Genomic DNA, 20,957 nt, shown 5'->3' on the forward strand with positions numbered 1-20,957 from the left:
CCTTATGCCTCTGTCCTAGAGGTGTTCCCTGACTTCATCCTGAAGTGAATCCTTTATGCCTCTGTCCTAGAGGTGTTCCCTTACTTCATCCTGAAGTGAATCCCTTATGCCTCTATCCTAGAGGTGTTCCCTGACTTCATCCTGAAGTGAATCCCTTATGCCTCTGTCCTAGAGGTGTTCCCTGACTTCGTCCTGAAGTGAATCCCTTATGCCTCTATCCTAGAGGTGTTCCCTGACTTCATCCTGAAGTGATCCTTTGTATCCTTTCAGCCAGCATCCAGCCCGCATTAACGTATCCGTTCGTTGTCCTTTCGCTATCCTAGCGAGTAAGCGCTCCGGCTTACTTCCCTCATCCTGAGGTCGGTTCGTTCCAAAAACCGTTTCCAAGTTCCAATGCCAGTGTCCCTCTGACACGGTAGATATTACGTGATTTCGATAGCCCAACAACCCACCCAATAACACTTTAGGGTGATACCGTTCATAAATACCACACCACAAAAATACTAAGTTATTGTTTAATAAGAGATAAGTGGTATAGGTAAGCGTAAGAACACGAAGATTTCTGCTTTTTTCCCACAATCTTGTAAGAGATCTCGCACAAGCAACAAGGTGTATATCTAAGCATCACAAAAAGCACGATCCTAGAAAGATCAAAACGCACATTACTCCGACAAACAAAACCAACAATGATTGGCATAATTAATCACAAAATAAACACTTTCATCACATCCATTATTGCCCTGCTCATCAGCACTCTCTGCCTATACTTAGTGAATTAGACAAGGAGCACTGTGCTAGGCTCATTTCAATCAAAGGGGAAGTGCAATGGAAACCTTTAACCACAATCTCAGCCACCTTTTTAGCCAATTAGGGCTTAATGATTCACAAGCATTTATCGAACAATTCTTAGCAAGCCACCGCTTAGAGCAGCATGAGTCACTATCAGAAGCCACTTTTTGGCATCCTTCACAGAAACGTTTTATCAAAGAATCACAAGAGCAAGATGCAGATTGGTGTGAAGTGATTGATCAATTGGATGCTTTGCTACGAAAATAGACGGTATCAGTACTCGATATCGACTCGAAAGGAACACCATGTCAGACATCAGCCAAGATTTAGAACAAGCGATTCAATCCTTGATTACCGAAGGGAAAGAGCCATCGGTTGCTTTAATAAAGTCACGCCTAACGTCACCATTACCTATGCCATTAATCATCAAGGCACTACAAGCTTGGAAGAAAAATGCCAAGGTGCCTAAGATTGAAAAAACATCGCCAACATTTACAACAGAACAGCGCATCGCACAGCTAGAACAGCAAGTCGCAACATTAACCGCTCGTCTCACCGCGCTTGAAAGCAAAGATTGAAAACAAACCTGAAAGCACACATTAACTAAAAAAAAGGGCTAAACATCGCTGTTTAGCCCTTTGCTTTTCCACAGTAACCGCACTGAGGAATGAATAATTATGATTGCGAACCTACTGAAAATCCCACGATAGATTTGAAACAATCCGACAATCATCACACTTAAAATGGAAAAGATCATGGATCGGCTCATCAAGCGACCAATCACCGCCACATTTAGGACATGGACGTTGTTTTTCTTCTGCTAGGCTCTTTCCACCCACTTGATACTGGTAGTAATACGTCGGGATCTTAGTAATGTATTCAATTCGGCCACGTAAATCCCAGCCACGTCGAAACAGATCGCTGTCAGCATCTTTAATTTCATGCAGGGTGGCATGTTCAGCCTTACAGCCGCCCGCCATTTGCACTTCATCGCAGGCTTGCCACTCTGTTTGCCATTTAACGATCGATTTATGATCGCCATTTAATACTGGGGGGACTCGGTATAACGGGATTGGCATTAACGTTTCACCGCAACGCAATGGTGAGCAGGTATGAACAAAAGTGGTGTAGATCACTTGCCATGATGGCACAAAATTTTCTGCAGCCGCTTCCGAATTCAGATCACGACCTAACACTTTCACTTTAGGTGCCAACAAACTCGCTTGCGATAAGCGGTTTAAACACGCTTTCACACTATCGCTGTTAAACTGGGCATGAAGACTATCAATTTCAGGACAGACAGCTCGTACTCGAAAGATCGCCTCATCCATCACAATAGGAAATTCACGGCCTAACACCTGACCGTTATAGCGCAACGCATCCATCAAGCCATTAATCGCCTGATCAACCGCCGACACCGTGGTGTTATCAAAACACTCAAAACTCATTTCTACAACGTACATGCCTAATCCTCACGTACGATAGGTTCAAGCTTAGTCAAAAAGCTTTCTACATCCGCAGCGAGCACATCACGTATATCTTTACCTAAGGTTTCTAAAATAACCTGCCCCGTCATATTACAAATAGAAATCACTTTATCTTCAACAGCCAGTGCACCGATAAAAACGGTAGGCTTTAGTTTTAACCGACGCTGTGTCACTAAGTGGCCCAGAATATTCTCTTGTAAGCGCAAAGTGTCGTCTTCACTGAAAGATTGCAATAAATCAAATTCAAGATCGCCAAACTTCGCCGCCATATCACCGCTGTACTGGCTGGCATAAAAAGCGACGATATCTTCATGCAATGCCAGCTCAATCCCTTTCTCGACTGCCGCTAGGTCACCCATAGGTTCACGTGTTACTGCCTGCCAAGCCACATCATCACCCGAATCATGTTGTACACATGGCGAGTGAAGTCCGACTAAGTCCTCACTACGGGGAAATGTATGCCCTGCATCGTGCCACGCTTTCATAAAACGGACCGAAAAATCAGATAATGCGTCCGTAACTGGATGATTCATTCGCAACCTCATTAAAGATTAAGTAAACTTTGGATATTCTAATCCAAGAGTGTCCAAGACAGTATGAGCAAATATAAAGACGCGGCAGAATTAGCGGATTTAACGTTAGGTCAAAAAACTGAATACGCTGATAAATATGATCCTTCACTGCTGCAAGCCGTTCCACGTAGCCTTAATCGTGACGATCTCGCCCTTGGCGATGAACTACCGTTCACTGGCTACGACATTTGGACACTCTATGAATTGTCATGGTTAAACGGTAAAGGCTTACCACAAGTCGCTATCGGTGAAGTTCGTTTACCCGCCAACAGTCCAAACCTGATCGAATCTAAATCGTTTAAGCTCTATCTTAACAGCTTTAACCAAACACGTTTTAGCGACTGGCAAGAGATTGTTGAAACACTACACAAAGATCTGAGTGCATGCGCAGGCCTTGACGTTGATGTCACCATTCAACCTTTGACTGATTTTACCGATGAAACCATCGTAAACTTCACTGGCGAATGTATTGATGATCAAGATATTGAAATCACAGAATACGATTTCAGCGCTGATCATTTAGATGGTGCTGCAGACGGTGACGTCGTTACAGAAGAGCTTCATAGCCACCTATTAAAATCAAACTGCCTAATTACTAACCAACCAGATTGGGGCAGCGTGCGTATTTCTTATAAAGGTAAGAAAATTAATCGCGAGAAATTACTGCGTTACTTAGTGTCGTTCCGTAATCACAACGAATTCCACGAGCAATGCGTTGAACGTATTTTCAGTGACATTATGGCCTTCTGCCAGCCAGAATTGCTGACCGTTTATGCACGTTACACCCGTCGTGGCGGCCTAGATATTAATCCATACCGTACAAATCAGGGTAAAACGCCTAGCAACAATTTCCGTCTTGCTCGACAGTAATTCTAACTCTGCGATACAGATGTAAAATAAGTCCAGCAAAAGCATACCCTTTGCTGGACTTGATTGCCTAAGCCAGTATATTAGACCACTGTGTTTATTGTGGTTTAAGAGAAAATATGAATTTTTGCCGCTGGCTTTTTTGCGCTTTCCTAATCTGTTTCCTTCCTTTTAGCGCTTCAGCAAAAATCTATACAACACCGATCCTTGCGGAGGCACATGAGCTACTGCAAACGAGTCCTGAAAAATCACTCCGAATCACCGATCGCTATTTAAAACAGCGCCGCATGAGTGAGCAAACTGAAAGCTCACGTGTCCATGTAAATGATGATACCGATCACTCGGTGCGCACCCCACTAAATACCGTCAATGCGATGCAAATTAAGGCGCGTGCTCACTCGCTGCTTAATCAGCCTGATCGCGCTATTAGCACCATCAAAAAAGCGATTAAACTCGCGATAGAAAATGAACTCGAATTCACCATTATTGAAACTCAATTGATCTATTCAAAGATCTATTGGGAGAACCTGCAAAACAGTGTGTTGGCCTTAAAATTACTCGACAATATAGATACAACCATTAGCCAATCTGAGCCACTCAAATTGACCAAACAAGTGAAGGTATTGCAATACGAAACGCTATTGCAGCGCGCTGTGATTGAATCAGCCGTGGGTACTGAAGAAAAAGCCGAAAAGCTCTTTAGCAAAGCGAAACGCTTATTAACCAATTTAGATAACACTACAGCCTTAATTGAGTACCAACTCACGCTGGGTCAACATTACTTAAAATATAACCACTATGATTTGGCGCTGGATCGCCTACTAAGCGGGTATTGGTTATCGGTTGAAGAAGATAACAAAGCGCAGACCGCCGTGGCGAATTTAGGACTCGCGACGCTATTTGAACAGCGCAGTGTATTTGATAAAGCCTTAGAGCACGCCACCCAAGCGGGTGAGTTTTTCGAGCACTTCAAACGCACCCAACCACTGGCAAAAACGCTCGCGCTTATTGCATCCATCTATGAACAACAAGGCCGCTACAACCTCGCCTTAGTGCATTATTTTAATGCATTAGATCAAGAGAGTCAGTTAAAGCACGATGGCCGTTCGTCACAGCTATACCTCAATATTGCACGGGTATATCTTCAGCTTTATAACTACCCAAAAGCAGAACAGTATCTACAACAAGCACGCCAAATGGCAAAGCGATCCGGTAACGAAGCATTAAATGCCGATACACTTTTACTTGAAGGTAAACTTCTACTGGCTGAAGGACACATAGCAAAAGCCATTTCAACCCTGCAATCAGGGCTGCTGGCGGCAAGTCGAATTGGTCAGCTGAACTTACAACTTCAAGGCGAAGTCATTTTATCGCAAGCCTTCGAGCAAAATAGCGATTATTACAATGCTTTACTCAGCCAGCGTCGTTATGAGCAATTGTTTGAACGCCAGCAAAAAACACAACTGAAAAGCAATGTCGAAGTATTTAAGCAACAGCAACGCATGATGGAACGCTCTTTAATGCTCGAAGAGTTGGAAAGGCAGCAATTTGAGAGTGAAAAATCCCTCTACCAACAGCAGCAAGTGAGCATTTTTCTGATCAGTTTATTATTGGTGGTCAGTATCGTTTTATGGCGCCGCCATAGTGTGGCAAACATGTTACAAAATCGATTTAAGCAGCTGCGTACCGAGTTTTACACCCACCCTCGTAGTGGACTAAGAAACCTGCGAATGCTCAACGCTCGCCTCCCCGATTCACTGCAACAAAGCAGTGCTAACTTCGAGCAATGGCACTTAGGCGATATCATTAACGAACCACTTAGCGATCGTTTACGCTTTGCATTAGTTGAAATTCCATTTCTCAAACACATTTACTTGGAACGAGGCTACCAACAAGGGTTAGAGATGGAACGTCAGCTCGGCGCTTACTTCCAAAATGAAGTATGCAAGCCAGCACGCCTTTATCATTTCTCTGATGCGATGTTCTTGTACATAGAGCCCAACTCGCGTTTAAACAGTGAACCCGCTCAGCTCGCTGATTCTATTCAGCAATTAATTGATGGTTTTATCGCCGATCGACACATCGACAACAAAGTGCGCATTGGGATGGCTGAATACCCATTTTTACCCCGTGCTTATACGGCAATTAACGACCAAGAGCTGATCGACATACTACTCATGGCAACCAATGCTGCCCGTTTAAACAATAAAAAAGAGGAAGGAAGTCAATGGGTTCACTTAAGTGCAATAGATGCAGCTCCAGCAGCCAGTTTTGCGAGTGATAATATTCGTAAAGCCTGTCTGCAAGGCATTAATAATGGATTAGTCAAAGTACAAGCATCGACAAGCTTGGAATTTTGTTGGAATAATGATCACGATTCTGATAATAAGGTCAATTAAATCATCCAGAATTTGAAATTAATGCCGCTACATCAATAGTAGTTACTATGTTTTTGTTACTATACGCGCCATATTATTGGTTTCGTTTGCCCCTTTAACTCTATATAGCGATTGCTTTAGGTATGCCTTACCCCCGTGACTGACGTAAATGCCGTTGTTTCTGAAGTGAGTAAATTGAAACAGCGCCTAGACCAAGCTCAACTATCTTTCCGTGATGCCTCACTCAAGTCGCGTCGCGAGATTGTCATTTTAAAGCGCCTGATCACCCGTCTATCTGTCGCATGCCGAGGGATAGACCAGGAACTAGATCTTAAACTGATTGAGCTACGTCACGACCTAGAGCAACCCAAAGACATCAGCAAGCTGATCCCACGATTAGCCTTAATTGAGCGTCTCGTCACTCGTCAAGCGGCACTCACCGAACAAGCAAGCCAAAACCTTGAGCAACATATTCACTTAAGCGGTGATACGCTAAATCGGGTTCGTGGCTTACCTCCGCAGCTCAAACGTGACCTTCGCAATATATTGTCAGCATCACCTGATAGTTTAAGTGATAATCACAACCGTCTAATACGCCTATTAGAACTGTACGAAAGCGCGGTTAAACTACTATCAAACTCAACCAATCAGCATCAAAGTAACAGCATAGATCAAGATGTATTGATTCATCTTAGCTGTGAATTACAGCACCTTATCACCGATCTAGATTTTACTGATGACAACAGCGCCACGCTGCTAGATATTCGTAATAAGCTATTGGCTGGTGTCACAGCAGAAAGACTCGTAGAGCACGCATTAATTATTTTACGATTAGTGATCAATGGCCATCACCAAGATCGCCGTTCGACTCAAAAATTTGTCGATGGCGTACACAGTGATTTGGCGGCGCTAAAAAAAACCACCCACCAAGCAGTAGACCAATCAAGCGCCTTAATCGAACAACGTCATACCATGATATCAGGGGTCTCAGCCTTATCTCAGCAGATGAAGCAAGGGTTGAAAGAACAAGAAAACCTCGAGACATGGCGACCACAGCTTGAAACAATCAGCTCTGAATTACAGGTCTTAATTGAACGTACTCACGCGCTCGAAAAACGAGAGCGCGAGTTATTGGATCAATTGGCATATAACGAAAATAAAGTCATCACACTTTATGAAAAAACGGCCGAACATCACCAATCATTAAACAACCAAGAACGAAAAATGTTCTTAGACCATTTAACCAAGGTGTATAACCGTGCTGCATTTAACGATCGCCTAGAACATGAATACCGCCGCTGGTTGCGATACCAACACCCGTTATGTGTCGCTCTGCTTGATGTCGATAATTTCAAAGAAACCAATGTTAACTTTGGTTATGTCGCGGGTGATAAAGCGCTAAAAATCATCGCTCGTACTATTCATCAGTGCCTTGATGACACCGATTTTATTGCCCGTTTTGATGGCGATAAGTTCATGGTGATCATGCCAGATACCACAGAAGAAGAGCGAACGAAACGCATCAATACCATTCGAGAAGCGGTTGCTCAACTGCCGTTTCATTTTCGCGATCAACAAGTCTCAATTACCGTTTCAATTGGCGCGACCATGTTCGACACCAACGATACCCCTCCGAATATTATTGAACGCACCCAAAAAGCACTCAATACCGCTAAAAGTACCGGCTCTAACCGCTTAAGCTGGATAGCTTAAACCTCACACCCTGTACATTTATTACTAGGCAAAGCACATATTGCTGTGTAATGTGAAAATTAAGCTACTGATATTAAATAGCTAAAAGCAAAAAGAGCTGACTATACTAATAGTTATGCTTACCGCCTGAGTATGATTCGTTATCAACAACCATAATCAATCCCGAACGATTCAGGCTTGCTAATCACACAAACTAAAACCAAGAACTAAACGATTTGAACCCAGATAAAGGGATCTATTCCTCGTTTTCCTCACAGCAACTGCTGTTTCCCATGAACAGGGAGGTCACCATGATTACCCATATCAGCCCAGTTGGTAGCATGGATCTGCTATCACAACTCGAAGTCGATCGCCTTAAAGCAACGGCTTCTAGCGATATTTACCGTCTTTACCGCAACTGTTCGCTTGCGGTACTGAATTCTGGCAGTCATACCGATAACTCCAAAGAACTGCTTGAAAAAAATAAAAGTTTTGATGTTAACGTCATGCGCCGTGAGCGTGGAATTAAACTCGAATTGATGAACCCGCCCGAGCATGCTTTTGTGGATGGCAGAATCATTCGTGGTATTCAAGAACATATGTTTTCAGTGCTGCGTGACATTGTGTATGTGAACATGCACGTTCAACAACGTAATGATTTAAATCTGACGAGTGCACCGCATATCACCAACTTCGTATTCAGTATTTTACGTAATGCCCATACCCTACGTGCAGGTGAAAGTCCAAACATGGTGGTCTGCTGGGGGGGACACTCGATTAACCCGATTGAGTACCAATACACCCGTGAAGTGGGTCACGAGCTCGGTTTACGAGAGCTGAATATTTGTACCGGTTGTGGACCCGGTGCGATGGAGGGCCCGATGAAGGGGGCTGCCATTGGCCATGCTAAACAACGTTACGGTGACAGTCGCTTTCTGGGGTTAACGGAGCCATCTATTATCGCGGCCGAACCACCGAACCCTATCGTGAACGAGCTGGTCATTCTACCTGACATCGAAAAACGTCTAGAGGCTTTTGTCCGTGTTGGTCACGGCATTATCATTTTCCCTGGCGGTGCAGGTACGGCCGAAGAGTTGCTTTATATTCTCGGTATCCTCATGGAACCAGAAAATGAATCACAACCAATGCCGTTAGTGCTCACAGGCCCGAAAGAAAGCGAAGCCTATTTCCGCACTTTAGATAGCTTTATTCGCGATACCTTAGGCGAGGCTGCCACCAAGCATTATCAAATCGTGATCGACAACCCTGCAGAGGTTGCTCGCATCATGAAAAATGCGATGCCACAAGTCAAAGAGCACCGCTTAGCAACTGGGGATGCCTACAGTTATAACTGGTCGCTGAAAATCCCACCCGAGTTTCAACTGCCGTTCGAACCAACGCATGATTCGATGGCAAGTTTAGATTTGCACATGAATCAGCGCCCTGAACATTTAGCCGCTAATTTACGTCGCGCCTTCTCAGGTATTGTTGCGGGTAATGTGAAGGAAGAAGGGATCCGTGAAATCGAACATAAGGGTCGCTTTAAAATCAATGGCGATAGCGTACTAATGAAGCGGATGGACAAATTACTGAAAAGTTTCGTGGAACAGCAGCGAATGAAACTGCCAGGATCCAAGTATGAACCCTGCTATGAGATCGTGACTGCACCACCAGTAATGAAATAACACAATTTAACGCGTACAATAAAGGACCTGTCTAGGTCCTTTTTTTTGTGTGCTATGTCTATTCATCTTGTTGTTATTGATGCATTAAACCTTATCCGCCGTGTTCATGCTGCTCAGCCAGGTGAACCTGACGTCGAAAATACAGCCAAAGTGTGCTGTCAGACACTAGATAAAATCATCAACAACAGCCAACCCACCCATATCGTCGCCGTCTTTGATCATCACAGCGATGACAGAGGTTGGCGCGCAGAGCTACTGCCACATTATAAAGAAGGGCGTAAACCTATGCCTGAAGAGTTAGCTCAAGGCATGGATAAAATTCAAGATGCATTCATGGCACTCGGTATTGATTCATTGCTATCAGATGGTGATGAAGCCGATGATTTAGTTGCCACCTTGGCACTCAAAGTTGCCTCACGCAGCCAACAGGTCACCATTATCTCGACAGATAAGGGATACTGCCAATTACTCCAACCGACCTTACGGGTACGTGATTACTTCCAACAGCGTTGGTTAGACGCCCCTTTTGTCAAAAAAGAATACGGTATTGCGCCAGAGCAACTTACTGATTATTGGGGATTAGCAGGAATTAGTTCGAGCAAAATCCCCGGTATCGCCGGTATTGGTCCTAAAGCGGCTGTGGAGTTATTGGGGCTCTATCCTGACTTAGAAGCCGTACTCTCGGCCACTGATTTACCCCCAAAATGGCAAAAGAAAATCACGGGTAATGAAGATACAGCACGTGCAAGTAAACAAGTCTCGTCATTGAAAACAGACTTAGTGCTTGGCTTCAATCTGCAAGATATTCGCTACCAACCCCCTGAATAACCACATCATGAGTACCGCGCTAACCAAGTAGCACAGCCTTTAGAGTTAACTTTCTCTATCTCATCCAAAAACAAAAAAGCGGCCTCATTAACGAGGCCGCTTTTTTATCTAACATCCAGTATCTGACAACAAATTAATAGGCTGAACGGTTATCTGTACGTTGGATATGTACCGTGATTTCTTCACGATCATGGTATAGGTGTTTAGCTTGAAGATTAAACTTCACGCCATTTTTAACCAAGTACAGCTTCAAGTTTTCAATATCTTGCAGTACTTCGTCGTAACGACCTTTCATTGGTAGTTTCAGGTTGAAGATTGCCTCTTTCGCCCATGCTTTAATTAGCCAGTCACCCATTAAGTGTGCAACGCGTGCAGGCTTTTCAATCATGTCACAAACAATCCAAGTTACGTTCTTACGTGGTGGCTCAAATTTAAAACCATCCACTTCGTGGTGTTTAACCTGACCTGTATCCATCAAGCTTTGCGCCATCTGGCCATTATCAATCGCGTGAACGAACATTGAACGCTTCACTAATTGATAGGTCCATCCACCTGGACATGCACCTAAATCAACGCCCCACATACCTGGCGCTAAACGCTCATCCCACTCTTCGCGAGGGATAAAGACATGGAAGGCTTCTTCCAATTTAAGCGCAGAACGACTTGGAGCATCCGATGGGAATTTCAGACGCGGGATCCCCATGAAGAACTGTGAGTTATTGTTCGTGAATGAGTAGCCCACGTAGCAACAACCTGGAGCAATAAAGCACACATGCAATGCTGGATTCCAAGTGCTGTCTTGTGCGTAAAGAATTTCTTTTTTACGCATCGCTTGGCGTAGCGGCACGGTAAATTTACGACAGAACTTCAGCAGCTCTTTCGCTTCATTGGTGTCTGGCGTTTCAATGCGTAATTCGCCACAGCGCGGGAAACCATCAACCGCCGCTAAGATAGGAGAAATACGATCGTCTTGCGGTAAATCTGTCAGCAAAGGCTTCGCTGCAAACATTTGACGCGCAAAAATAAGTGAAGAAAATGGCTGCAGTTTAATAAACTTCTGCGCATCACCTTGCTGGTAAAATTCAAATACAACATAACCGGTATTGTTTTTCACCCGAGGGAAACCATACAACTCCAGTTTGTTTGCTTTGTCTTGAACTTCACCGGCACATTCTTTTTCAAAGCCTGGACGACAGTATAAAATTACGTGATTCACTTTGAACCCTCAGCTGAACGCCAAGCAGCAACAGTTAATGCTACCCAGCCAAAAATAAAACAAAACCCACCCAGTGGTGTGATGGGTCCAAACCATTTTATGCCCGTTAATGCGAGCGCATACAAGCTGCCACTAAAGCACACAATGCCCGCACCGAAAAATAGGGCTGCGTATGATACCGCTTTTGACGGCAGAATGCGTGCCCATAATCCACATCCGATCAACGCGACCGAATGCAATCCTTGGTACTGAACGCCAGTCTTAAATACATCAAGTAGATACGGCGATAACTGTGCTTTAAGCCCATGTGCCGCAAAGGCTCCAAGCATCACTGTGATTGCCCCACTAAGCGTTGCACAAACGAGGATCCAGCGAGCTCGGTTTGCCGTTGCATATTCATCGCTTAATGCAACGCTTGATTTTGTCCTTGGTAGGCTAGTCATCGCTTACTCACTCTTAGGCTGAGTACAGCGAAGAATAAAATCAACCAATTGGCTCACAACCAATGCCCGATTAGCGGTCTCAGTATGGCCCGATTTTTTACGCGGCTTAAAACCATGGTCGCCATCAGGTAAAAAAGCCGTTTCAACTTGATCACTGTATTGCCATGCTTCCACTTCTTCGCGTGTACCAAAAGTATCACGCTCTCCTTGTAAGATAAGCGTTGGCGTTGCCATAGTTTTTAGATGCTCACCCCGAAAATTTTCTGGTTTACCCGGAGGGTGAAACGGAAAACCTAAGCAAGCGACACCTTTTACCCGCGATTGGCAATTCATCACATTCGGTGTTTCAGCAGCAACCTCACTCACCATCAGGCTGGCCATACGCCCTCCCATGGATTTACCACCAATCACAAGCGTATCCGATTCGTGCGCACCAATATGGCGAAAAAAGTCGATTAAAAGTTTAGGTTGGCGATCGGGTGGACGTTTTTTTCCATCTTCACGACGCTTGACCATATAAGGGAAATCAAATCGCACCACTCGAATACCCTGTTTTGCAATATCTTGCGCTATCGCTGTCATGAATTCATGATCCATTCCCGCACCAGCACCATGCGCAAACAAGAAGGTGGCTTTAGCTGTTTTTTCACAGGGGCCATCAACAATGTACGTCGGATAATCCGCAGTTTTAGCTTCATTTTGTATCGAGTTCGAAACATTATTAGACATCAGGCATGTCCTCTTGTTCACGTGCAGCTTTGGTTAATACCCAATCACGGAACACCTGAATACGCCCCGTATCTGCCTGCTTTTCTTGGCAAACAATATAGAACGCATTTTTACTCAGCAGGACTTCATCGAACGGACACACTAAACGACCCGCTTCAAGTTCGGGTTGCGCCAATACATTATTACCGAGTGCAATCCCCTGACTGTGTACCGCAGCTTGTAATACCATGGTTGAGTGACTAAATATCGGCCCTTGGTTAACGTTTGTTCCTGCAACGTTGTATTGGCGAACATAGTTCTTCCACTCTTTGCGCGAGGTATCGTGTAATAAGGTATGCAGCTTCAAGTCATCTAAGGAACGTAAGGGTTTTGGCCCGTTCAGTAGCATTGGCGAGCAGACTGGCATTAAAAATTCTTGGTACATTTTATCGACGCGTAAACCCGACCAATTTCCACGTCCGTAGTAAATCGCGACATCGACGTCATCCGTGAGTGATCCTTCATCCAAATCGACCGCTTTAATGCGTACATCTATATCGGGATGTTTTTCGTTAAAGTCACTCAGACGAGGGACTAACCACTGGATGGCAAAACTAGGAGGTAAACTAATGGTTAACGCACCTTTAGCACCGCGTTCTAATACCTTATCTGTGGCATCTGAAATTGCAGAAAAAATATCTTTTATGTCGAGAAAGTAACTTTGCCCTTCTTCCGTCAGCAATAAAGAACGATTACGACGACGAAATAATTTGAGCCCTAAAAATTCTTCTAGCGCTTTAATTTGGTGGCTTACAGCTGCTTGTGTGACAAATAGTTCTTCCGCTGCACGGGTAAAACTTAAGTGCCTTGCTGCGGCTTCAAATACTTTTAATGAGTTGAGCGGGGGTAAACGTCTCGACATACTTTTCCTACCTGACCATAACATTAGTTTTTTTTATGGTAATCATTATAAATTGTCCATTGCTCAAGTGCCACAGAAACCCTATTATTCGTTTCGCAGCTGAGGCGTAGTACAAGTTTTTTGCTCTGTAGCATTTGTACTTAACCAATGTTGCGATGTTGTGTTTGCATATTGTCCGAGTTGTGTCGGATCGGTAGTTATCTACCAATTGTTACTTCCTGTATATTTGACCTGTCTGTCAAAATCATTTTTAGCACTGCGCCCCAACGCAGTGCTTTTTTTTTGCCAAAAAAGCGGGCTTTGTCACCCAACCGGCCCTTCATACCCAAAATCGGCAATTTAGAGTACAATTGTGGGCTTGAACATTAGCAATGTGACCCACCATGACTGCACAATTTTCTATCGATGCGATTCGCGCCCAGTTTCCCGCCTTGCAGCAAAGCTGTAATGGCCAACCTTTAGTGTATTTAGATAGTGCAGCGACTGCGCAAAAACCGCAGGTGGTGATCGATACCATTCAGCAATATTACAGCGGTCAAAATGCTAACGTTCACCGTGGCAGCCATTCTTTGACAGCCAAAGCCACTGCCAAGTTTGAACAAGCACGTGAAACTGTACAGCGCTTTTTAGGCGCGACCAGTAACCGTGAAATTATTTGGACCCGTGGTGCAACAGAAGCATTAAACTTAATCGCCCAAACCTATGCCCGCCAAACGTTGCAACCTAATGATGAGATCCTCGTCAGCGAATTAGAACATCATGCCAATATTGTTCCGTGGCAAATAGTGGCCCAGCAGACGGGTGCAAAAGTCGTCAAAATTCCGATGTGTTCAGATTGCTCGCTCGATATGGCGGCTTTTAGCCAATTACTATCAAACAAAACCAAGATAGTGGCGATAGCCCATATCACCAACGTCACAGGCACCCGAAATCCAATTGAGCAAATAATTGACGAAGCTCACCAACATGGTGCAGTTGTCGTCGTTGATGGTGCTCAAGGCGTGGTGCACGAAGCGATAGATGTTCAATCGCTGGATGCTGACTTCTATGTTTTCTCTGGCCATAAACTGTTTGCCCCTGCTGGCATTGGCGCTCTGTATGGCAAGCTAGCATTACTAGAAGCGATGCCACCGTGGCACGGCGGCGGTAAGATGGTAGAAAAAGTCAGCTTCAACGGCACCACCTATTCAGGCGTTCCTGGTAAATTTGAAGCGGGTACTCCCAATGTTGCGGGTAGCCTTGGCCTTGCGACAGCCATTGATTGGTTTCAAGCCATTAATCAACCACAAGCCGAACAACATATTGCGAGCCTTCGCCAGCGTGCTATCGAGGGTATTAAAGATATTGAAGACTTACGGATTGTTGGGCTACAAGACCATGCAAGCCTGTTCTCTTTTGTTGTTGATGGCGTACACCATCAAGACATTGCCACCTTACTTGATCAGCAAGGCGTCGCACTGCGTGCGGGTCATCACTGTGCCCACCCAATGCTTGATGCGTTAGGATTAACAGGTACATTACGCGTGTCAATCGCGCTTTATAATACTGAACAAGACATTGACTGTTTTATCGCTGCGCTACACAAAGCCTGTAGCCTGCTGTAAGGAAAGACCATGACATTACCGCACCACCCATTTGGGACTGAAATTACCGCTGACGATATTGTCGCGCAAATGCAAACAGCCAAAGGCTGGGAAGACCGTTATCGTACCGTCATTCAATTAGGCAAAAAGCTTCCCGTATTACCTGATGAATTTAAGCTCGCCGATCTCACCGTCAGTGGTTGTGAAAGTCTCGTCTGGTTGGCACACGAGAATCAAAACAGTGTGTTCCACTTTGCCGCTGACTCTGACGCACGTATCGTTCGAGGCTTAATTACTCTGGTCTTAGCAGCCTATGAAGGCAAGTCTGCGAGTGATATTTTAGCATTTGATATTGATGCGTATTTTGACCGTTTAGGTTTAATTGAACACCTCAGCCCATCGCGTGGCAATGGGCTTAAAGCCATTGTTGAGCAAATTAAAGTGACTGCTACAAACGCATGAACACTTCAAATTAAATAACAAAAAAGCGGCTCCGTATCACTACGCGAGCCGCTTTTTTATATTCTTGAACGGTGTAATAACTATCCGTTATTTTAGGTGTTTTTGTACTAGCTTTTGCAACACACGAGAAACGGCAACAAAACCAAATGTCGCTGTCACCATTGTTGCTGCACCAAAGCCACTGGCACAATCCATACGCTTAGGCCCTTCGGCTGACGCCTTCATATTACAGACCGAGCCATCCGCTTGTGGGTACTTCAGTTGCTCTGTTGAATACACACAATCGATGCCAAACTTACGCTTGGGATTAGTCGGAAAATTATGATGACGACGTAGTGTATCGCGCAGTTTTTTCGCCAGTGGATCTTGAATCGTCTTGGTCAAATCCGTGATTTGAATTTGAGTCGGATCGGTTTGACCGCCCGCGCCACCCGTGGTGATCACTTTATACTTATTACTCTTACAGTGTGCCAATAATGCTGCTTTTGGCTTCATGCTATCTATCGCATCTAAGATGTAATCGTGGCGACCATCAATGTATTCACGAATGTTCTCTTGTGTAATAAAGTCATCAATCAAATTCACCTGACACTCAGGGTTGATGAGCTTTATACGTTCCGCCATTACTTCAATTTTGCTCTGACCCACAGTCCCCGTCATCGCATGGATCTGACGGTTAATGTTCGTCACACAGACATCATCCATGTCGATTAACGTCAACTCACCAATACCTGAACGCGCTAATGCTTCTGCAGCCCATGAGCCAACACCGCCAATACCGATCACACAGACATGTGCAGCCCGATAAATCTCTACTTCACTGTTACCATAAAGGCGACGTGTGCCACCAAAACGTTGGTTATAACTGTCTGAGGCTGGGGTATCTAATTCGCGCATAGGATATTCACTGCTAGCTAGGTCGTTCAGATAAAGAATGAGCGCGTGTTATACGCGCTCTATTAAGAATTGTCCAGTTTGCGCAAGTGGTGTAAAAAGCAAACTAAGGATAAAAATGGCAGAGTATTTACCGAGAGGTAACCTCTATTCAGCCTTGGCGGCCTGTGCAGGCACAAGCCAAGGATCGGCAGTGGCTGTATTGGGTAAACCTAACTTCCACACACGACCAAAATGCTTGTAGTGCCCAGCATCAATACCCGCTTGGTCACCCATACCATGGTATAGATCGAGGTGATTTTTCTTCACCGCACCACCGGTATCTAACGCCATCAGCAGTTTCAGTACGTGCTTGCCGTTCCAGTTACCTTCACTATCAAGCTGAGGTACTTCTGCTAAAATCACACTGCCCATCGGTAAATATTCACGATCAGCGGCAACTGACGCGTGCGCCAATAATGGAATACCCGCGGTTCCCATTACATCCAAGCTCTCTTGCGGCTTAAAGAAGACATACGATGGGTTTTGCTCTAGCAGTTCGCGCACCGTCGCTTCATCTTGCTGCGCCACCCAATCAGAGATAGCTTTTAGTGACATTTTCTCACGCGGCACTTGATCTCGTTCAATCAGAATGCGACCAATACTGACGTAAGGATGGCCATTTTTGCCCGCATAAGCGAAATACTGTAACTCATCATTATCATCAAAATGGACAAAGCCACTGCCTTGCACTTCCATCATAAAAACATCGAGCATAGAGGCGCTGTAGCCTAGCTCCAGTTGCTGATTCGCCAATATGCCATTGTTTATCTCTGTACGCGTTGGGCACTTACCATCACATTTCGGCATACCATAAACCGGGTATTTAAACTTCTCGTTTGCTTGATGACGCAGTTCAATAACAGGCGAGAAATAGCCAGTGAACATCACATTACCGTAGCCATCACCGCCACCCATTTGTGCAGCTTGAATACCATAATTAGCCAACTCAGTAGGATCGCCAGAATGCGCGGCCCAACTCTGAATTTGGTTATAAAGTGGGAAGTACTTTTCCGCCATGGAGGGTGAGCGTTCAATCACTTTCGTCATCTGCGCATCAAATTGGCTGTAATCTCGGACTTTATCCGAGTTTACTGACTCAACTTGATTCAAGACTTGCTCGAAATCACCGTCAAGGTACTGCTGCCCTCGATCGGTAGGTTTAGCACAACCAGCCAAACCAATAATGCACACTGCGATAGTTAAATGACGTAACACGAAAAGCCTATATAGGTTAGATAAATCAACAACAAGTATAACAAGCCCGTCAGAAAACGGGCTATTAGGTTTGTAAAAAGCAGGTCAGTATTTTGCAAAGAGTCTCAAGAAAGGTACCGCCCACCATCAGGACGATAATGATCAAACAATAATGCAGTGCTATTGAGTACGTCGATCGTAAATACTTCCGACTTCTTCTTTTTGGCCCGCAGCCCCACCAGCATTTAATCCAGCACTGACAATTGCGCTAATGGTCGACACACCATAATCCGTAAGGGAGAAGTCGGTGCCGACAGGTGAAGTGCCTCCCCAGCAAATATCTGTTGATCCTGTCGTGCCAGTGGCTGCCTTGTGGTCAATCATTGAGGTGTTCGCATCATCAATACACCCGCCAGTCCTCTTGGTCACGCCTTTTAAACTCTTAGGATCCACATCAATCCCTATCGCAAATAAATTCAGCTTAGGGTAATCGCTCTTAATCTTCTCACACAGCCCATGATCACTCAGTTTTTTTAATATATTAGAGTGATCGATCACCTGACCATTCTTATAGCGCAAATTATCACTGGCTCTTGGGCGATCTCCACCACCTAAAATAACGACCATCGTCGACTGTTTGTCCTTGTCTCCATGATGATGGTAATCATTCAGTGCCTGTAAAATGCCTTGATATGATGCACTCCAACCACCAATGTAACTTCCAGGCTTATGCGCACTATTTTGCGTAATCGGTGAATTAGAAGTAAATGAATTAATTAACCCTAAATATCCACCTACCTTATTTTTTTCTGTATTGAACTTAGGGTTTGTAATCGATACCGTCATAAAGTTACCACGACAAAGGCGATTATCAGGAAACGCCATTAAGTTTGATTCTCGTGATGTGTCAGCTAAAGCATTACGGCCCGCAATAGAATTAACGGTTTCCCAATAATCGATATGCTTCTCAGCATCAGGCAACCATTGGCCAATCTTGTCTTGAGTGTTATAGGTTTCATTCACATAAGTACCAAGAGCATCTTGACGGTTTAACGCCTCTCCCATCGTCAACCATTTAATGCTGGAGTGATTCCAATCTATTTCACCAAACCCTTTATCAACGCCAAGGCCATTAATGCTGTTTTCTTCACTTGCACTGTAAAAATCAAGGTGGTTTTGGCAGAGCGGCAAATTACCACTTCCAGACTGATCATTTGAAAAATTTGAGGTACGGGTATCAAATGGAAATACTGCGACATTCCCCTCAATTGGCTCAATATCTTCTTTACTCTTATCTACCGAGATCCCTTGCTTACGATTAATAAATTCATGGGCTAATTGGTGAGCGATAAATAATTTTGCTGTTTGGTGTTTATAGATATTACTACCCGGATATTTAATCTGGCAGGTATTACTGTTCATATTAAGGGAATGATCCATAACTAAAAAAGCATCACTCACCCCGGACTTAATCGCAACTTTTTTAGCCGCGGCAAAATTACTTATATTCTGAGTTTCATCAAATGAGGGCGCATCTGGCATATTCATCCACGAATCATGTTGAGTCGACGCCGTCACTTTGTATTGAAGAAATTCAACATCTTGCTGCTTACCATCGATCTCAATCGTCTCTTCACCGCTTCGATAGTGAATATCCAATTGTGGTAAAGAGGTGCTGGCATCTGGCAAATAACTACGGGCAACTTGCGTAACATATGCCTGGTTTCTTTCATCTTCAGATTGTTTTGCTTCTTGTGCTGCCAATAATAAAGAGGCCGTTTCAAGGGCATCCCCCAAGCGGGCTTTATTATTAAGATAACGTGCCCCTTCAACGCCCAAGGCCGTTAAGCTTGCGAGAGCAATAAAGACTAAGACAAACCAAATTGCAGCAACGCCAGATTGCTTACTATAATTTTGCATCGTGCTAGCGCCCCACGTTAATGCTTGAAGATTGAATGACTAACGCCCCTTCTTCTGCACCAGAAAAAGTATAAAACAGGTTTGGGCTCTCATAACAAATAGTGACTCGATACATTGGCATATAACGTTTTTTATTGGTGTATGGCGTTAATGCTTTAAATTCCGAAGAAGGAGGGGGATTACAATTCAATTGTTTATTGCCTAAATGAAAAGACTTCAGTTGCTTCACTGTGGCAGGCGTATTCGCATTACTAGCACTATCAAAAGTTACGCCTTCAACGATAACGGCATATTTATCGTTATTAAATCCAGCTCGTTGTCGAGTCAGGTTACTTCTCACGATTCGATCGATTTGTTCTGCATCTTGTCTACTCAGTTCTTCGCGAACATTATCAGCATGAGAATATAACGCCGTACGATCTCGCACTATGTTTGCCATAGAGTAACTTAAATTATCTAACTCACCTTGAATCGTCATCTTTGCTGCTAAATCACCCGCGAACATCATGCACATCGCAAGAGCACCAACAACAAAGGTCAATTCAATTGCAACTGAACCCGTTTGGTTAGTTATTTTTTTATTACTATGAGTAAACATACCTTAAGACTCTCGACGGCCGTATTCTTGCACCGCAATCACTTCCCGCTTAATTGGGAATGACGTGTAGTCACCAAGAGTAATTAATGGCTTGTAATTAAAAGTTATAAGATAAGAGGCAATCGGCGCAGAGGCGATACTTTGATTCATTAGCTGGCGCTCTCCCACTAAAGCATCAATATTAGGGTACTGCTTCATATCTACCGTGAGTTCACTGTCATGATTTAATGCTCCCCATAATGAAAAAGCATTTTCACTTAATACTTCTTCAAAGTATTTTTCAAACTCTGATTCAGTTTCAAAATGGCGAACTTTGACATCTCGCGTCGCTTCTGAGGCTGCAAAATTTACAACGGCAACAGTATAATTCCTCAGCCCTATATCCATAATCATTACAGTCATAAACCATAACACTATGAACCCAAGGGCAAATTCAATACTTGCAACCCCTTTCTGTAAACGATGACTGCGCTTCATATCCACACCTGCACATTTCATTTAGAAATGTCTGCCGAAACCAATTCAGTCAAATTAATGACACCACTAAGGTTTATTTTACAAATTTTGCAATGCGAAACAAGGCTGTGAATATAACGCTAAATAATGCATTTAAATAAAAATAGCTCAGGGATAATTTCAGTTATAACGACGAGATAAGTAAACGTATGATTTTAAAA

At 44.1% G+C, this 20,957-nt stretch carries 20 protein-coding genes; 9 read left to right on the forward strand and 11 right to left on the reverse strand.

Annotated features, from left to right (window positions below; translation table 11 throughout):
• Positions 1 to 825 precede the first annotated feature (825 nt).
• Both ASV53_RS01565 and ASV53_RS01570 read left to right on the forward strand, forming a co-directional pair.
• A complete protein-coding gene (locus ASV53_RS01565) occupies positions 826 to 1,056 on the forward strand; it encodes a DUF2789 domain-containing protein (RefSeq protein WP_062688872.1) in 231 nt (76 codons plus the stop codon).
• 38 nt (positions 1,057 to 1,094) lie between these two features.
• A complete protein-coding gene (locus ASV53_RS01570; protein WP_094955840.1) occupies positions 1,095 to 1,367 on the forward strand; it encodes a hypothetical protein in 273 nt (90 codons plus the stop codon).
• A 111-nt stretch (positions 1,368 to 1,478) separates the two neighbouring features.
• Here the strand turns inward: ASV53_RS01570 and ASV53_RS01575 are convergent, their stop codons facing one another.
• Positions 1,479 to 2,252, reverse strand: a complete 774-nt coding sequence (locus ASV53_RS01575) for a Zn-ribbon-containing protein (protein WP_094955841.1) — start codon at positions 2,250 to 2,252, stop codon at positions 1,479 to 1,481.
• Between the two features lie 2 nt (positions 2,253 to 2,254).
• Positions 2,255 to 2,809 (reverse strand): SecY-interacting protein, encoded by a 555-nt coding sequence (gene syd / locus ASV53_RS01580; protein ID WP_094955842.1) that lies wholly within the window; start codon positions 2,807 to 2,809, stop codon positions 2,255 to 2,257.
• A 63-nt stretch (positions 2,810 to 2,872) separates the two neighbouring features.
• Between syd and queF the strand changes: the two genes are divergently transcribed.
• From queF to xni, 5 genes are all read left to right on the forward strand, one after another.
• Entirely contained in the window at positions 2,873 to 3,718 is an 846-nt protein-coding gene (gene queF, locus ASV53_RS01585) for an NADPH-dependent 7-cyano-7-deazaguanine reductase QueF (protein ID WP_062688878.1), read from the forward strand.
• Positions 3,719 to 4,002: 284 nt separating this feature from the next.
• The gene (locus tag ASV53_RS01590) at positions 4,003 to 6,114 is read left to right on the forward strand and encodes a tetratricopeptide repeat protein (protein ID WP_439126476.1); all 2,112 of its coding nucleotides are present in this window, start codon (positions 4,003 to 4,005) and stop codon (positions 6,112 to 6,114) included.
• 135 nt (positions 6,115 to 6,249) lie between these two features.
• Positions 6,250 to 7,806: a GGDEF domain-containing protein gene (locus ASV53_RS01595; RefSeq protein WP_094955844.1), complete on the forward strand. Its 1,557-nt coding sequence runs from the start codon at positions 6,250 to 6,252 to the stop codon at positions 7,804 to 7,806.
• A gap of 290 nt (positions 7,807 to 8,096) precedes the next feature.
• Positions 8,097 to 9,470 (forward strand): nucleotide 5'-monophosphate nucleosidase PpnN, encoded by a 1,374-nt coding sequence (ppnN, locus tag ASV53_RS01600; RefSeq protein WP_094955845.1) that lies wholly within the window; start codon positions 8,097 to 8,099, stop codon positions 9,468 to 9,470.
• Between the two features lie 54 nt (positions 9,471 to 9,524).
• On the forward strand, positions 9,525 to 10,298 hold the full coding sequence (xni, locus tag ASV53_RS01605; RefSeq protein WP_094955846.1) for a flap endonuclease Xni: 774 nt from the start codon (positions 9,525 to 9,527) through the stop codon (positions 10,296 to 10,298).
• A gap of 133 nt (positions 10,299 to 10,431) precedes the next feature.
• Here the strand turns inward: xni and rlmM are convergent, their stop codons facing one another.
• The 4 genes from rlmM to ASV53_RS01625 form a co-directional block, all read right to left on the reverse strand.
• Positions 10,432 to 11,514 (reverse strand): 23S rRNA (cytidine(2498)-2'-O)-methyltransferase RlmM, encoded by a 1,083-nt coding sequence (gene rlmM, locus ASV53_RS01610; protein ID WP_094955847.1) that lies wholly within the window; start codon positions 11,512 to 11,514, stop codon positions 10,432 to 10,434.
• Positions 11,511 to 11,843 carry a DUF423 domain-containing protein gene (locus ASV53_RS01615; RefSeq protein WP_062688914.1) on the reverse strand — a complete coding sequence of 111 codons (333 nt, stop codon included), beginning with the start codon at positions 11,841 to 11,843 and terminating at the stop codon, positions 11,511 to 11,513. Before ASV53_RS01615 ends, rlmM begins: the two co-directional genes overlap by 4 nt.
• Before the next feature lie 117 nt (positions 11,844 to 11,960).
• Positions 11,961 to 12,686: an alpha/beta family hydrolase gene (locus tag ASV53_RS01620; RefSeq protein WP_094955848.1), complete on the reverse strand. Its 726-nt coding sequence runs from the start codon at positions 12,684 to 12,686 to the stop codon at positions 11,961 to 11,963.
• Positions 12,679 to 13,587, reverse strand: coding sequence for a transcriptional regulator GcvA (locus tag ASV53_RS01625; RefSeq protein ID WP_094955849.1), 909 nt, complete (start codon positions 13,585 to 13,587; stop codon positions 12,679 to 12,681). Before ASV53_RS01625 ends, ASV53_RS01620 begins: the two co-directional genes overlap by 8 nt.
• Before the next feature lie 383 nt (positions 13,588 to 13,970).
• Between ASV53_RS01625 and csdA the strand changes: the two genes are divergently transcribed.
• Both csdA and csdE read left to right on the forward strand, forming a co-directional pair.
• Positions 13,971 to 15,191 (forward strand): cysteine desulfurase CsdA, encoded by a 1,221-nt coding sequence (gene csdA / locus ASV53_RS01630; protein ID WP_094955850.1) that lies wholly within the window; start codon positions 13,971 to 13,973, stop codon positions 15,189 to 15,191.
• Between the two features lie 9 nt (positions 15,192 to 15,200).
• Positions 15,201 to 15,632, forward strand: a complete 432-nt coding sequence (csdE, locus tag ASV53_RS01635; protein WP_094955851.1) for a cysteine desulfurase sulfur acceptor subunit CsdE — start codon at positions 15,201 to 15,203, stop codon at positions 15,630 to 15,632.
• 87 nt (positions 15,633 to 15,719) lie between these two features.
• On the opposite strand, the gene tcdA is transcribed toward csdE, so the two are convergent.
• From tcdA to ASV53_RS01660, 5 genes are all read right to left on the reverse strand, one after another.
• The gene (gene tcdA / locus ASV53_RS01640) at positions 15,720 to 16,529 is read right to left on the reverse strand and encodes a tRNA cyclic N6-threonylcarbamoyladenosine(37) synthase TcdA (RefSeq protein ID WP_094955852.1); all 810 of its coding nucleotides are present in this window, start codon (positions 16,527 to 16,529) and stop codon (positions 15,720 to 15,722) included.
• A 144-nt stretch (positions 16,530 to 16,673) separates the two neighbouring features.
• Positions 16,674 to 17,783 (reverse strand): murein transglycosylase A, encoded by a 1,110-nt coding sequence (gene mltA, locus ASV53_RS01645; RefSeq protein ID WP_094955853.1) that lies wholly within the window; start codon positions 17,781 to 17,783, stop codon positions 16,674 to 16,676.
• A gap of 159 nt (positions 17,784 to 17,942) precedes the next feature.
• Entirely contained in the window at positions 17,943 to 19,682 is a 1,740-nt protein-coding gene (locus ASV53_RS01650; protein ID WP_094955854.1) for a TadE/TadG family type IV pilus assembly protein, read from the reverse strand.
• A gap of 4 nt (positions 19,683 to 19,686) precedes the next feature.
• Entirely contained in the window at positions 19,687 to 20,280 is a 594-nt protein-coding gene (tadF, locus tag ASV53_RS01655; protein ID WP_062688890.1) for a tight adherence pilus pseudopilin TadF, read from the reverse strand.
• Between the two features lie 3 nt (positions 20,281 to 20,283).
• Positions 20,284 to 20,757: a TadE/TadG family type IV pilus assembly protein gene (locus ASV53_RS01660; RefSeq protein ID WP_062688892.1), complete on the reverse strand. Its 474-nt coding sequence runs from the start codon at positions 20,755 to 20,757 to the stop codon at positions 20,284 to 20,286.
• Positions 20,758 to 20,957 lie beyond the last annotated feature (200 nt).

Source organism: Photobacterium sanguinicancri, assembly GCF_002265265.1.
Classification (GTDB): domain Bacteria; phylum Pseudomonadota; class Gammaproteobacteria; order Enterobacterales; family Vibrionaceae; genus Photobacterium; species Photobacterium sanguinicancri.

Bases quoted from the DNA above. Each gene is read 5' to 3' on its own strand.
- syd (WP_094955842.1), bottom strand. From the start codon at position 2,809: ATGAATCATCCAGTTACGGACGCATTATCTGATTTTTCGGTCCGTTTT.
- ASV53_RS01570 (WP_094955840.1), top strand. From the start codon at position 1,095: ATGTCAGACATCAGCCAAGATTTAGAACAAGCGATTCAATCCTTGATT.
- ASV53_RS01615 (WP_062688914.1), bottom strand. From the start codon at position 11,843: ATGCTTGGAGCCTTTGCGGCACATGGGCTTAAAGCACAGTTATCGCCG.
- tadF (WP_062688890.1), bottom strand. From the start codon at position 20,280: ATGTTTACTCATAGTAATAAAAAAATAACTAACCAAACGGGTTCAGTT.
- csdA (WP_094955850.1), top strand. From the start codon at position 13,971: ATGACTGCACAATTTTCTATCGATGCGATTCGCGCCCAGTTTCCCGCC.
- ASV53_RS01650 (WP_094955854.1), bottom strand. From the start codon at position 19,682: ATGCAAAATTATAGTAAGCAATCTGGCGTTGCTGCAATTTGGTTTGTC.
- ASV53_RS01660 (WP_062688892.1), bottom strand. From the start codon at position 20,757: ATGAAGCGCAGTCATCGTTTACAGAAAGGGGTTGCAAGTATTGAATTT.
- ASV53_RS01620 (WP_094955848.1), bottom strand. From the start codon at position 12,686: ATGTCTAATAATGTTTCGAACTCGATACAAAATGAAGCTAAAACTGCG.
- ASV53_RS01590 (WP_439126476.1), top strand. From the start codon at position 4,003: ATGAGTGAGCAAACTGAAAGCTCACGTGTCCATGTAAATGATGATACC.
- ppnN (WP_094955845.1), top strand. From the start codon at position 8,097: ATGATTACCCATATCAGCCCAGTTGGTAGCATGGATCTGCTATCACAA.
- tcdA (WP_094955852.1), bottom strand. From the start codon at position 16,529: ATGCGCGAATTAGATACCCCAGCCTCAGACAGTTATAACCAACGTTTT.
- ASV53_RS01575 (WP_094955841.1), bottom strand. From the start codon at position 2,252: ATGTACGTTGTAGAAATGAGTTTTGAGTGTTTTGATAACACCACGGTG.
- xni (WP_094955846.1), top strand. From the start codon at position 9,525: ATGTCTATTCATCTTGTTGTTATTGATGCATTAAACCTTATCCGCCGT.
- queF (WP_062688878.1), top strand. From the start codon at position 2,873: ATGAGCAAATATAAAGACGCGGCAGAATTAGCGGATTTAACGTTAGGT.
- csdE (WP_094955851.1), top strand. From the start codon at position 15,201: ATGACATTACCGCACCACCCATTTGGGACTGAAATTACCGCTGACGAT.
- ASV53_RS01625 (WP_094955849.1), bottom strand. From the start codon at position 13,587: ATGTCGAGACGTTTACCCCCGCTCAACTCATTAAAAGTATTTGAAGCC.
- ASV53_RS01565 (WP_062688872.1), top strand. From the start codon at position 826: ATGGAAACCTTTAACCACAATCTCAGCCACCTTTTTAGCCAATTAGGG.